Origin of the sequence: Humibacillus xanthopallidus (assembly GCF_006716675.1) — a bacterium.
In the GTDB taxonomy this organism is placed as follows: domain Bacteria; phylum Actinomycetota; class Actinomycetes; order Actinomycetales; family Dermatophilaceae; genus Humibacillus; species Humibacillus xanthopallidus_B.
In genome coordinates this window covers 1,525,029-1,537,284 of sequence record NZ_VFPM01000001.1, presented here as the reverse complement: position 1 = coordinate 1,537,284, position 12,256 = coordinate 1,525,029, and the positions used below count along the sequence as shown (strand labels likewise).

Genomic DNA, 12,256 nt, shown 5'->3' with positions numbered 1-12,256 from the left:
CGTCGGCCGCCCGGCTCAGTCGCCGCGGGTCATGGCGCCGCGCGCGGACTCCCGACCCGCCCCGGTTCCCGAGGCGACGAGGGCATCGCCCAGCGAGGTGCGCCAGTAGAGCACCTCTCGACCCGAGCGGCGCCGGAGGACGGTGCCGGCGGCGAGGAGCACCTTGAGGTGGTCGCCGACCGAGCCGAGCGGCATACCGGTGCGGGCGACGAGGGCTGTCGTGCTCGACGGCCCGTCGAGGGTGCGCAGCAGCCGAGCCCGCGCTGCGCCGACGAGCCGCTCGAGACCGTCGTCGACCCGGCCGTCCACCTGGGCGAGCGCGCCCGTGACGGGGTAGTAGACGGCATACCGCTGCGGGAGGTCCCACCCGACCCACGTGGCGGAGCCGTGCTTGGGCACGAAGAAGAGGTCGGCGTCGTCGGCGAGGACGCGCGACGGCAGGTCGTAGCGGTTGATGCGCAGCTGCCCGTCGCCGAGCCACTCGCGGTCGCGGCCGAGGTCACGCAGCACCGCCGCCCAGCCGTGCGTCGCGAGCCGCGCCGTGCGCGAGACGATGTCGGCGCGCAGCACCCGCTCGCGCCGCGCCCAGTCGGTGGCGAGGCAGTGTGTCCACACCCATGCGAGCAGCTCGGTGGCATGGCGCGCGGTGCCGGGCCGGCTGAGGATGCGCGGCAGCGGGCCGCCGCTCGTGTGCCGGAGGTCGGCGCGCACCCACGCGTCACCGAGCCGCGTGACGTGGTCGAGCTCCTCCTCGAAGCCGAGTCCCGGGCCGGTCGGCGGCACCGAGAGCCAGTCGGCGATCCATCCCGGCCGCCAGCTGTGGTCGAGGACCGCCCGGCGCGCCGGGTGCTCGTCGAGCATCGACTCGAAGGACTCGCGGTGGGCGGCCGAGAAGGCCCGGGTCATCGGATCGTTGGGGCGCACGAGGTGACTGACCGCCGCCGAGCACTCGATGCGCGGCGACACGACGAAACGACTGCGCGCGAGCAGGTCGACCGAGATCTGCCACGTCCCCATGTTTCGCCTCCACCCGAAACAATAGCGGCGGCCCGTCCACGCCTGTCAGGCTCGAGCGAGTGAGGACCTACCGACAGCTGTTCGCCGTGCGTGAGTTCCGGGTGCTCTTCGTCGTCCAGTGCCTCAACATCGGGGCGTATGCCGTCGCGTCCCTCGCGCTCGGCACGATCACCTTCGAGGCCACCGGCTCGACGGTGCTGACGGCGCTCGCGATGTTCGGTGCGCCGCTGCTGCGGCTCGTGGGCCAGAGCCTCTTCGGCTCGGGCGCGGACCTCGTGCGGCCGCGCACGGCCATCGTGCTCGTCGTCTCCGCGACGCTCGTGGCGGACCTGCTCCAGGCGATCCCCGACCTGCCGTGGGGCTGGCGCTTCGTCCTGCTCGCGCTGCCACCGCTCGTCACGTCGGCGCTCGGCGGCAGCATGATGGCGCTCGTCTCCGACATCCTCCCGCCCGACGGCTTCATCCTCGGCCGGGCGACGATGAACATCGCCGTCGGCGGCATGCAGATCGTCGGCTTCGGGGTCGCCGGACTCCTGCTCGTCCGCTTCACGACGACCCAGCTGTTCCTCGGGTCGGCGGTCGCTCTGGCGGTCGCCGTCGTGCTGCTGCGCCTCGGTCTCGCCGACCACCCGCCCCGCGCCGCGAGGACCTCGGTCGTGGGGCGCACGCGGGAGGTCAACCGCCGGCTGCTCGGCTCGCGGGTCGTCCGACCGGTCTACCTCACGCTCTGGGTGCCCAACGGGCTCATCGTCGGGTGCGAGGCGCTCTTCGTGCCGTTCGCCGGGGGGCGGGCCGGCTATCTCTTCGCGGTCTCCGCCGCGGGCATGCTCCTCGGCGACATCGTCGTCGGGCGCTTCGTGCCGACTGCCTTGCGCGACAGGCTGATCGGGCCACTGCGCTTCCTCCTCGCGGTGCCCTACCTCGCGTTCTTCCTCGTTCCCTTGTTGCCGTATGCCGCCGTGCTGGCCTTCGTGGCCTCGGCGGGCTACTCCGCGAGCCTTCCGCTGCAGGAGCGGCTCGTCACGCACACCGACGGCGAGATGCGCGGCCAGGTCTTCGGGCTGCAGAGCACCGGCCTCATGGTGGGCCAGGCCCTCGGGGCACTGCTCGGTGGGGTGGTGGCCGGCGCGCTGGGGGTCGGGCCGGTGGCAGCGGCTCAGGCCATGGGTGTCATGGCGGTCGCGTCGGTGGTCGTCTCGATCGCCCTCATCCCGGGGCTGCGCCGTTCGCGCCTGATCCTCAGGGGTGCCTCGGTGGCCTGAGGGGTCGCGTCTCGGTGCCCTTGCGTCAGGTGAGGTGCATCACTGGCCGTGGGGCTGGCAGGACACTGGTCGAGCCGGCACCGAGGGCGGGGACGCCCCAGGTCACGGCACGAGCCCGCGGCGACGGGCGATCGCGGCTGCCTCGGTGCGTCCGGAGGCGCCGAGCTTGGCGAGCAGGTTGGAGACGTGCACGCTCACCGTCTTCGTGCTGATGAAGAGGTGTCGGCCGATCTGTCCGTTCGTGAGGCCCTGCGAGAGCAGTCCGAGGACCTCGACCTCGCGGGGCGTCAGCGGGGTCTCGGCCGTGCCCGGCGCAGCTGCCGCGGGCTGCAGGCTGTCGAGCTCGGCGAGGAGCGGCCCGGCCCCGAGGGCCACCGCGACCTCACGGGCTCGTGCCGCAGCCGCACGGGAGGCCTCCTCGTCACCGGCCGCGTGCAGCGCGGCTGCGAGCCGCGCGCGGGAGCGGGCCGCCTCGAAGACGTGCCCATAGCGGTCGAAGGCCGTGACGCTGCGGCGCCATGCCTCGGCGAGCGACGCGGCCGACGGGGAGGCGCCGTCACCGGCCTCGTGGTCGAGCCGGGCGAGCTCGGCCTCGAGTCGCGCGAGCCACGCCCAGGCCTCACGGCTCGTGTCCTCGAGCTGATCGCCTGTCGATCGCTCGTAGGCGGGCCGGCAGACGACGTCCGCGTCGTCGGCCCGGGCGAAGGCGAGGGCCCTCGCCCCGAGCCGGCGGGCGACGTCGACGGCACGGCGTCGAGGCAGGGGGTCGAGGTGCCCGCTCGCGCTCGCCACCTGTCCGGCGACGAGCGCGGCGAGGCGCACGATCGCGAAGTAGTCGCCCCACGCGCGGTCAAGCGCCTGCTCGGCGTCCTCGGCGAGGTCGAGGGCCCCGGCCAGATCTCCTGCCTGCGCGAGCAGGTCGATGCCGGGCATGACGGTGAGCACGACGCAGAGGCCGTCGACGGGCCACCACTCCCGGAGCTCGGTGAGCACGGCGGGCTCGACGGCCTCGCCGCGGCCGGCGCTCACCGAGAGGAGCGCGCCGGTGAAGATCGAGCGGCCGGGCTGCGGAGCGGGCGCCCCGCTGAGGCTGAGCCGCCGCGTCGCGCCGTCCCAGTCACCGAGCTCGTATGCCGTGAGGCCCCCGAGCAGGCGGCACTCCTGCCCCCAGGGTGCCCACTCGCGGTGCATCTGACGCGCCACTGCGGCACCGGCGTCGTACTGCGCCAGCGCGGCCGGCAGGTCGCCGCGACGGTGCGCGATCGACGCGAGCTGGTGCAGCACCCGCAGCCGGAGCGGGTCGTCGCGCGGCAGGTCGTCGGCCACCGTGCGCAGGTGCGCCTCCACGGCGTCGAGGTCCTCCTGGGCCTCGAGCACCCGGGCCATGATCGTGCGCACCTCGGCCTGCGCCCGCTGGAGGCCGAGGCGCTCGGCGAGCATCGACACCTCGGTGCCGACGACGGCCGCGTCCATGTAGTGGCCGATGTCGACGAGCGCCTGGAGCCGCGCGACGAGCACCCGCACCCTGCGCTCGTCGGCCACCTCGCCGATGAGCGCCATCGCCTCGTCGGTGAGTGCCAGGGCGTCGGTGGGCAGGTCGAGGATGCGGGCGCGGATCACGAGGGTGGCAAGCAGGTCGGCGCGCGTCTCGGGGTCCTGCGCGCGGCCCGGGTGGTCGAGGCGGTCGCGCAGCAGGTCGATGGCCCGGACCGGCTCGCCGGCCACCATCGCCGCCGCGGATGCCCGCAGGGTGAGCGCGTCGCGCTCGGGGTCGTCCTCGTCGAGCCACCCGAGCGCGCGCTCGAAGTGCTGGAGCGCATCCTGGGGGCCGCCCATCTCCATGGCGGACTCGCCCGCGGCCCGGCTCGCGGCGACCGCGGTCGGCAGGTCACCGACGGCGGCGGCGTGGCGGGCGAGCTCGGAGGCGGGGGCGAGGTCCGGGCGCTCGGCCAGCACGGCGGCATACGCCCGGTGGAGGCGCAGCCGCTCGCCCGGCAGGAGGGTGTCGGCGACGGCCTCACCGAGCAGCGCGTGGCGGAAGGTGTAGGCGGGCGGCCACGAGGCCTCGAGCACGTGCCGCTCGACCGCCTCGGCGATCGCCGCCTCGAGGGCCTCGTCGGGCACCCCCGCGACGCGCGAGAGCAGCTCGTGGCCAACGTGCTGACCCCCCTTGAGCGCGATGACGCGCAGGACGCGCTGGGTCGTCTCGTCGAGCTGGTCGACGCGGGCGCGCAGCACCCGGCTCAGCCCTCCGGTGAGCGACTGCCCGGCGGCCGCGCTCGCGACGAGCTCCTCGGCGAAGAAGGGGTTGCCCTGGGCGCGGCGGGCGATCTCGTCGACCGTCACGGGATCGTCGGGCGCGCCCTCGAGCCCGGACACGAGCCCCGACACGAGCTCGTGCACGGCCGGGGCGGGCAGCGGCGCGAGGTCGACGTGCTCGAGACCGGCGATGCGGTCCCACACGGCGAGCGTCTCGTGCAGGGGGTGGCGGCGGTGCAGGTCGTCGGAGCGGTAGCTGACGACGAGACCCACGGCCGTGGAGAAGCCGCGGGTGAGCAGGAGGGTGAGCAGGTCGCGCGAGGAGTGGTCGGCCCAGTGGACGTCCTCGACGACGACGAGCGTCGGCTGCGCGGCGCCGCAGGCAGTCAGGAGGGCGTGCACCGCCTCGGCCACCTGGCCGGGGTCGGTCGAGCCGGCAGAACCGGCAGGAGGGGACGACGCCGCCGCGGAGGGCTCGCCGCGCCCCGGCAGCAGGTGGCGAAGGCTCGGGTGGGTCGCCAGCACGTGGTCGACGAGGTCGAGACGGTCGGCGTCGAGGGTCCCGATGAGCTCGACGAAGGGGAGGTAGGCGAGCGCGCTGCCGGCCTGTCCGACGCAGTGGCCGACGGCCGTCGACCAGCCGGCCGCCTCGGCGTCGACGCGCAGCTGGGCGAGCAGGCGAGACTTGCCGATGCCGGCGTCACCGGACAGCACGACGACGCCCCCGGGCTCCGAGCCCTCTGCGGGGTGGAGCCCGACGGCGTCTGTGAGGTGGGCGAGATCGGCGGTGCGGCCGATGAGCGAGCCGGTGCGCGGCGGCATACGCGGAATCATCGCGTAGTCCGCCGACAGCGTCACCGACATTGTCGTCGCGTCAGGCGCGTCAGGCGCGTCAGGCGCGTCAGGCGCGACAGGCGCCGGTGGCGCGACGGGCGCCGTGGCGGTGCTCACCGCCGGTGGCCGGGGTCCAGCTCCTCACGGCTGTTGCGCGCCAGGGTGCGCCGCATGATCTCGAGCGACGAGTCGCGCCGGACCGGGCGGCGTGCCGGGTAGCGGGTGGCCATCTCCGCCTTGACGAGGCGGAAGTCGGTGTAGGTGGTGATCATGATGAGTCCTCTGCTCGTGCCTTCGTGCTGACACATCCAGAGTCGGCGCCTGAGGTAGCGCCCCACATCGGGAGGACGTCGTATTCGCGAGGGCGCCGGAGGCTGAGGTCCCCTCTGAGGTAGGTCTGAGGTAGGGCTGAGCCAGGGCCTCAACCCAGCAGGAGGGCGGCGGCGATGACGAACATGACGAGCCCGATGACGACGTCGAGCACCCGCCACGTGCCCGGCCTCGCGAAGAGCGGCGCCAGCACGCGCGCGCCGTAGCCGAGCCCGGCGAACCACGTGACGCTCGCCAGGGCGGCGCCCGCCGTGAACCACCAGCGCCCGGCCGGGCCGTGCTGGTTGGCGATCGAGCCCACGAGGAGCACGGTGTCGAGGTAGACGTGCGGGTTGAGCCACGTGAGCGCGAGCACCGTTGCGAGCACGCTGCCCCGGGTGCCGACGGCAACGCTCGCCACGAGCGTGCTGGGTCGGCGGGCCCGCCACAGGCACGTGATGCCGAAGCCGACGAGGTATGCCGCCCCGATCCACCGCACCCAGGTGAGCACCGCGGGGTGCGCGGTGACGATGCGTCCCACGCCGAGCACCCCGGCCACGACGAGCACGGCGTCGGAGAGCGCACAGACGGCGACGACGAGGCCGACGTGGCGACGCGTCAGCCCGACCCGCAGCACGTAGGCGTTCTGCGCACCGATGGCGACGATGAGCGAGGCCATCGTGAGGAAGCCGGGCAGGAGGGAGGTCACTCTCCGACGGTAGGTGTCGTGGCCAGTTGAGGGAAGCGAAGGTTTCTCACGCTTCATTAGCATTGCTTCATGCGTCTGCAGACCGACCAGCTCGCCGCCCTCCTCGCCATCGTCGACACGGGCACCTTCGAGGCGGCTGCCCGGCGCCTGCACGTCACCCCCTCGGCGGTCAGCCAGCGGGTCAAGGCTCTCGAGTCGGAGGTCGGGCACGTCCTCGTCGTGCGGGCAGCGCCGTGTCGAGCGACGCCGACGGGGGAGGCGCTCGTGCGGCTGGCTCGCCAGCAGGCGCTGCTCGCGGCGGAGACCGTGGCCGAGCTTGCGCCGCGGCAGAGCGAGCGGATCGACCTCGCGGTGGCGGTCAACGCCGACTCGATGGCGACGTGGTTCGGCAGGGTCATCGCGGGGTGCGCGGTCTGGGACGACGTCGTGCTGCGCCTGCGGGTCGAGGACCAGGACCACTCTGCCCGGCTCCTCCGGTCGGGTGAGGTGCTCGGTGCCGTCACCTCGGATCCGACTCCCGTGCAGGGCTGCTCGACTGAGCCGCTCGTGACGATGCGCTACCTGCCCGCCGCGACACCCGCCCTCGTCGAGCGCCACCGTACGCGCCGGGGTGTCGGCTGGGCGACGATGCCGGTCGTGCGCTTCAACGACAAGGACGACCTGCAGCAGCGCATCCTCGACCGTCACGGCGTCGTCGACGCACCCCCCACGCACGAGGTGCCGGACGGTGCGGCGTTCGTCGCCGCGGTGGTGGCTGGGCTCGGATGGGGCGCGCTGCTCAGCTCGCAGCTGTCCCCACTGCTGGAGCGCGGGGACCTCGTGCGCCTCGGGTCACGCGACCACGTCGACGTGCCGCTCTACTGGCAGCGGTGGCGGCTGCCGTCGACCCACCTCGACCGCTTGAGCGACCTCGTGCGTCGCGAGTCCGCCCTGGCGGGCCTGCGTCCTCGACGCGGCGGCTGAACGCTGAGGCTGAACGCTGAGGCTGAACGCTGCGGAGGACCGTGAGCCTTGTCGCGCGGGCGGAACGCGGCCGCTGAAGGCGAGTGCGCGGGGTCACCTGCCGTCTTCGCGGATCGGCCACGCGGGACTGGGGTGCGGCGTTAGGTTGGCCCTGCACGCACATCCCCGCCGCGAGCGACGAGCTCGCTCGTGTGAGGAGGCTACCCGGGGTGACTGACGCGACCTCGCCGCCCGCCGCGCCGCCCGCTCCCGACCTCGCGAGTGTCGTCAGGTCCAAGGAGTACCTCTCCGCGCTCGTGCTCGCCGCGCTGCTCGGCATCCCGATCTCCGTTGTCGCGTACGGCTTCCTCGCCCTCACCGGCTGGCTGCAGACCTACCTCTTCGACGACCTGCCCTCGGGCCTCTTCGACGGAGACACGCCGGCCTGGTGGCCCGTGCCCTGGCTCGCTCTCTGCGGTCTCCTCGTCGCGTTGACGATCAGCCGCCTGCCGGGCACGGCGGGTCACTCTCCCTCGCTGGGGTTCCAGACCGGCACCGGGCCCGCGGCGGGCCGCGACCTGCCCGGCATCATCATCGCCGCCCTGGCGACCCTCGGCCTCGGCGCGGTGCTCGGCCCGGAGGCTCCCCTCATCGCGATCGGCGGCGGCCTCGGAGCGCTCGCCGTGCGTCTCGTGAAGCGCGACGCGCCGCCGATGGCGGTGACGATCATGGCGTCCGCGGGCAGTTTCGCGGCTGTCAGCACGTTGCTCGGGTCGCCGTTGCTCGGCGCCTTCCTCATCATGGAGGCCGCCGGCATCGCGGGTGCCACCCTCAGCCTCGTCGCCCTGCCCGGCCTGCTCGCTTCGGGCATCGGGGCGCTCGTCTTCGTGGGGATGAACGCCTGGACGGGCCTTGGCACCTTCTCCCTGGCGCTGCCCACCGTGCCACCCGGGCTGCCGCCCACCATCGCGTCCCTGCTGTGGGCGGTCCCGGTCGGCATCCTCGGTGCGGTGCTGGGCTGGGCCATCCGGTGGGTCGCGCTCACGGTGCGTCCCCACGTGCACCGCAACCGCGTGCCGGTCACGGTGGTGCTCGGCGTGCTCATCGGGCTGTGTTCCACGGCGTTCCAGGTGACGACCGGGCAGTCCTTCACCCGAGTGCTGTTCTCAGGACAGGACGCGCTGCCCGAGCTCGTCGCCAACGCGGCCGGCTACTCCCTCGACGTCGTGCTTCTCCTCGGTCTCTTCAAGGGCATCGCCTACGGCCTGTCGCTCAGCGCCTTCCGCGGTGGCCCGGTGTTCCCCGCGATGTTCATCGGGGCGGCGCTCGGCATCGCGGTCAGTGGCCTGCCGGGCATGGAGCTGGCCGCTGCCATCGGCACGGGCATCGGCGCGATGTGCTGCGCGATGCTCCGGCTGCCGCTCACCTCCGTCCTGCTCGCAACGCTGCTCATGGGCACCGACGGGCTCACGATCACCCCGCAGGTCGTCGTGGCCGTCGTCGTGTCGTTCGTCGTCACGACCGTCCTGCCGACACCCGGGCCGCCGCAGCCCGCTGGGTCGCACGACCCGGCCGGGGCTCACCGGTCGGCCGGGGCGGGCTGAGGCTGACAGAGGCACCCTGATGACCGCCCGACCGGACCGCCTCAACGCGATGATCGCGTGGCTGTTCATGATCGGGTCCGCGTGCTTCGTGCTCGGCTCAGTGCCGGCATACGTCAATGCCATCGGCGGGTGGGTCGACGGCATCACCTACGTCATCGGGTCGGTCTTCTTCACGAGCGCCTCCTATGCCCAGCTCGTCCAGTCGCAGACCCCGGCGATGACCGGGGTCGACGAGGTGACCCAGCACGAGCGCGCCCCGGTCCGCCTCTGGGGCTGGCTGCCGCACGACCGCGCGTGGCTCGCCGCCGCCGTGCAGTTCCCCGGCACGGTGTTCTTCAACATCAGCACGGTGGCCGCGCTGACGCACAACGCGACAGCCGCCGAGGCCGACCGGTACGTGTGGCGGCCGGACCTCTTCGGGTCGGTGCTCTTCCTCGTCTCCAGCGCGATCGGTGTGCTCGCCGTGTCGCGCCGGTTCTTCACCCTCGAGCCGCAGTCGATGCCGTGGCGCATCGCCTGGGTCAACATGCTCGGCTCCGTGCTCTTCATGGCCTCGGCCGTCGCCAGCTACGTCGTACCGAGCACCGACGAGCTGCTCGGGGCCCGTCTTGCCGTCGCCGGAACCTTCTGGGGCGCCGTGTGCTTCCTCGTCGGCGCCGCCCTCATGCTGCCGGCCTGGCGCCGGGCCGTCGCGCCGGCCGCCACGGCCCCACCCCCCTGACCTCGAAGCCCGCCCACCTGCAAGGAGAAGAGCATGACCACACCGTCCGAGATCAATGCCGCCGCAGCCCTCTACGGCAATCGCTTCGTCACCCAGGAGGTGCCGAGCCGGGAGTTTCCCGATGTCGGCATGACCGCGGTCGACGCCATGCGGCTCGTGGCCGAGGACCTTGCGCTCGAGGGCGAACCGGGCCGCAACCTCGCGACCTTCGTGACGACCTGGATGGAGCCGGAGGCGCAACGGATCATCGCCGAGAACCTGCACCGCAACTTCATCGACCACGCGGAGTACCCCCGCACGGCCGAGATCGAGCAGCGCTGCATCCGCATGCTCGCCGACCTCTTCCACGCCCCCGGTGAGACGACCGGTGCGCGGACCCAGGGCTCGTCCGAGGCGATCATGCTCGGCGCCCTGTCGCTGAAGTGGAACTGGCGCACCCGTCGCCAGGCCGAGGGCGGCTCGACCGACCGGCCCAACCTCGTCTTCGGCGGTGACGTGCACGTCGTGTGGGAGAAGTTCTGCCGCTACTTCGACGTGGAGCCGCGCATCGTGCCGCTCCAGCGCGGCAAGTACACGATCGGGCCCGGCGACGTCGCGCCGCACATCGACGAGAACACCATCGGTGTCGCGGCCGTGCTCGGCACGACCTTCACCGGCCACAGGGACGACATCGTCGGCATCAACGACCTGCTGGTGCAGCTGAAGCAGGAGCGGGGCCTCGACGTGCCGCTGCACATCGACGGTGCGAGCGGGGGCTTCGTGTGGCCCTTCCTCTACCCGGACTCACCCTGGGACTTCCGGCTCGAGCAGGTGCGCTCGATCAACGTGTCGGGCCACAAGTTCGGGCTCGTCTACCCCGGCATCGGCTGGCTCATCTTCCGCGAGGTGTCCGACCTCGCCCCCGACCTCGTCTTCATGGAGAACTACCTCGGCAAGACCGACTCGACGTTCACCCTCAACTTCTCCACCGGGTCGGCGATGGTGCTCGCGCAGTACTACAACCTCGTGCGCTACGGCCGTCAGGGCTACACGTACATCATGCGCAACATGCAGGAGAACGCCCGGCTGCTCGGCGACAAGCTCGAGGCCATGGGCCGCTTCGAGCTGATCGGCCGCGACGAGGAGCAGCTGCCGCTCGTCGCCTTCCGCCTGACCGGCGACCACCCCTACAACGAGTTCGACATCGCGTGGCAGCTGTCGGCCGAGCGCGGCTGGATGGTCCCCGCCTACACGATGCCGCCCGACGCGCACGACGTCACGATCATGCGGGCCCTCGTCAAGGAGACGATGAGTCGCGAGCACGTCGACACCCTGGCGCGCGACATCGAGGACGCGTGCACGACCCTCGCGGCCAAGGGCGGGGCCCACGAGTCGGAGCGGGCGAGGATGGTCGTCGGCCCCGGCCACTGAGCGGCCGCGCCGACCCTTACGGCTTGCGCCAGACCGAGACGTGGCTCTCGCTGTCGGAGGTGAAGGGGCTGCGGTGCCAGTCGGCCCAGCGGTGCTCGAGCTCGAGCCCGGCGAGCTGCGCCATGAGGTCGCACTCGCCGGGCCAGATGTAGCGGAAGTTGCTGGCGCCGTAGCGGATCGAGCCGTCCGGCTCCGTCGTGTAGTGGTGTGACGTGCCCTGCTGCGTGGCGAGGTCGTAGGTGTCGAACCCCAGGTGGCGTTCGCTGATGTCGAACGGCACCCCGGCCTGCCCCGGCGGGAAGCGTCGCAGGGGAGGCACCACCAGCTCGATGACGAAGCGCCCGCCGGATCGCAGGTGCGCGGCGGCGTTGCGGAAGCACGCGACCTGCTCCGCTTGCGTGCGCAGGTTGCCGATCGTGTTGAAGACGAGGTAGACGAGGGCGAACTCACCCGGGACCCTTGTCGTCGCCATGTCACCGATCGCCACGGGGAGCGTGGCGTCGTCGACCTTCCGCCGCAGCTGGGCGACCATCGGCGCAGACAGCTCGATGCCGCTCACCGGCACGCCACGCGTGCGGAGCGGCACCCCGACCCGGCCCGTGCCGATCGCCAGCTCGAGCGCGGGGCCGGACCCGGCCAGCTCGGCGAGGACGTCGAGCGTCGGGCCGAGCACGTCCGGCGCGAACATGTCGGACGTGGCCTCGTCGTACCGCCGGGCGGTGGAGTCGTCCCACAGGTCGCTGCTCGTCATCCCACCGATCCTGACGACTGGTCGCGCAGCGTGTCGAGCGGTTATCGGTCGTCGTCGTCGGTCGCGCGCGGCACCGTGCCCTCCCAGGCGCGCCAGGCGGCATACCCCCCGATGACGTCGGTGGCGCGGCGGATGCCGAGCTCCTGGAGGGCGGCCGCGGCGAGGCTGGAGGTGTAGCCCTCCTGACAGAGCACGACGACCTCGAGGTCGTGGTGTGCGAACGGCAGGGCCGCGTCGCTCGCGGGGTCGAGGCGCCACTCGAGCACGTTGCGCTCGATGACGGTCGCGATCGGCAGCTCCCCCTCGGCTGCCCGCTGTGCGGCCGGTCGGATGTCGATGATCACGGCCCCCGAGCGGTATGCGGCGTCGGCCTCCTCGGGCGTCACGCGGCGCAGCTGCGAGCGCGCCTCCGTGAGCACGTCGTCGATCGTCCGGGGA

General features: G+C 72.8%; 11 protein-coding genes. 5 read left to right on the top strand and 6 right to left on the bottom strand.

The features are described from left to right. Window positions 1–15 precede the first annotated feature (15 nt). A complete protein-coding gene (locus tag FBY41_RS06730; RefSeq protein ID WP_141842545.1) occupies window positions 16–1,017 on the bottom strand; it encodes an ArsR/SmtB family transcription factor in 1,002 nt (333 codons plus the stop codon). Window positions 1,018–1,076: 59 nt separating this feature from the next. Here FBY41_RS06730 and FBY41_RS06725 point away from each other — a divergent pair, with 59 nt between their 5' ends. Further along, window positions 1,077–2,279: an MFS transporter gene (locus FBY41_RS06725; protein ID WP_141842544.1), complete on the top strand. Its 1,203-nt coding sequence runs from the start codon at window positions 1,077–1,079 to the stop codon at window positions 2,277–2,279. Between the two features lie 102 nt (window positions 2,280–2,381). On the opposite strand, the gene FBY41_RS24150 is transcribed toward FBY41_RS06725, so the two are convergent. The 3 genes from FBY41_RS24150 to FBY41_RS06715 all read right to left on the bottom strand — a co-directional run bounded on the left by FBY41_RS24150 (window position 2,382) and on the right by FBY41_RS06715 (window position 6,390). Beyond that, window positions 2,382–5,402 (bottom strand): helix-turn-helix transcriptional regulator, encoded by a 3,021-nt coding sequence (locus tag FBY41_RS24150; protein ID WP_311769371.1) that lies wholly within the window; start codon window positions 5,400–5,402, stop codon window positions 2,382–2,384. A gap of 83 nt (window positions 5,403–5,485) precedes the next feature. Beyond that, complete coding sequence (locus FBY41_RS23340) at window positions 5,486–5,644, bottom strand: hypothetical protein (RefSeq protein WP_185748923.1); 159 nt, start codon at window positions 5,642–5,644, stop codon at window positions 5,486–5,488. A 149-nt stretch (window positions 5,645–5,793) separates the two neighbouring features. Continuing rightward, entirely contained in the window at window positions 5,794–6,390 is a 597-nt protein-coding gene (locus FBY41_RS06715) for a LysE/ArgO family amino acid transporter (RefSeq protein WP_260439592.1), read from the bottom strand. Window positions 6,391–6,459: 69 nt separating this feature from the next. Here FBY41_RS06715 and FBY41_RS06710 point away from each other — a divergent pair, with 69 nt between their 5' ends. The 4 genes from FBY41_RS06710 to FBY41_RS06695 all read left to right on the top strand — a co-directional run bounded on the left by FBY41_RS06710 (window position 6,460) and on the right by FBY41_RS06695 (window position 11,067). Next, on the top strand, window positions 6,460–7,353 hold the full coding sequence (locus FBY41_RS06710) for an ArgP/LysG family DNA-binding transcriptional regulator (RefSeq protein ID WP_141842541.1): 894 nt from the start codon (window positions 6,460–6,462) through the stop codon (window positions 7,351–7,353). A gap of 209 nt (window positions 7,354–7,562) precedes the next feature. After that, complete coding sequence (locus FBY41_RS06705; protein WP_141842540.1) at window positions 7,563–8,936, top strand: chloride channel protein; 1,374 nt, start codon at window positions 7,563–7,565, stop codon at window positions 8,934–8,936. A 19-nt stretch (window positions 8,937–8,955) separates the two neighbouring features. After that, on the top strand, window positions 8,956–9,657 hold the full coding sequence (locus FBY41_RS06700) for a hypothetical protein (protein ID WP_185748922.1): 702 nt from the start codon (window positions 8,956–8,958) through the stop codon (window positions 9,655–9,657). A gap of 33 nt (window positions 9,658–9,690) precedes the next feature. Beyond that, window positions 9,691–11,067 (top strand): glutamate decarboxylase, encoded by a 1,377-nt coding sequence (locus tag FBY41_RS06695; RefSeq protein ID WP_141842539.1) that lies wholly within the window; start codon window positions 9,691–9,693, stop codon window positions 11,065–11,067. Window positions 11,068–11,083: 16 nt separating this feature from the next. Here the strand turns inward: FBY41_RS06695 and FBY41_RS06690 are convergent, their stop codons facing one another. Continuing rightward, the gene (locus FBY41_RS06690) at window positions 11,084–11,818 is read right to left on the bottom strand and encodes a class I SAM-dependent DNA methyltransferase (protein WP_141842538.1); all 735 of its coding nucleotides are present in this window, start codon (window positions 11,816–11,818) and stop codon (window positions 11,084–11,086) included. A 41-nt stretch (window positions 11,819–11,859) separates the two neighbouring features. Further along, entirely contained in the window at window positions 11,860–12,237 is a 378-nt protein-coding gene (locus FBY41_RS06685; protein ID WP_260439591.1) for a rhodanese-like domain-containing protein, read from the bottom strand. Between the last annotated feature and the right edge of the window lie 19 nt (window positions 12,238–12,256).

What these genes read in the sequence shown, in the direction of transcription:
- FBY41_RS06700 (WP_185748922.1), top strand. Translation starts at nt 8,956, where the DNA reads ATGACCGCCCGACCGGACCGCCTCAACGCGATGATCGCGTGGCTGTTC.
- FBY41_RS06710 (WP_141842541.1), top strand. Translation starts at nt 6,460, where the DNA reads ATGCGTCTGCAGACCGACCAGCTCGCCGCCCTCCTCGCCATCGTCGAC.
- FBY41_RS23340 (WP_185748923.1), bottom strand. Translation starts at nt 5,644, where the DNA reads ATGATCACCACCTACACCGACTTCCGCCTCGTCAAGGCGGAGATGGCC.
- FBY41_RS24150 (WP_311769371.1), bottom strand. Translation starts at nt 5,402, where the DNA reads ATGTCGGTGACGCTGTCGGCGGACTACGCGATGATTCCGCGTATGCCG.
- FBY41_RS06690 (WP_141842538.1), bottom strand. Translation starts at nt 11,818, where the DNA reads ATGACGAGCAGCGACCTGTGGGACGACTCCACCGCCCGGCGGTACGAC.
- FBY41_RS06695 (WP_141842539.1), top strand. Translation starts at nt 9,691, where the DNA reads ATGACCACACCGTCCGAGATCAATGCCGCCGCAGCCCTCTACGGCAAT.
- FBY41_RS06730 (WP_141842545.1), bottom strand. Translation starts at nt 1,017, where the DNA reads ATGGGGACGTGGCAGATCTCGGTCGACCTGCTCGCGCGCAGTCGTTTC.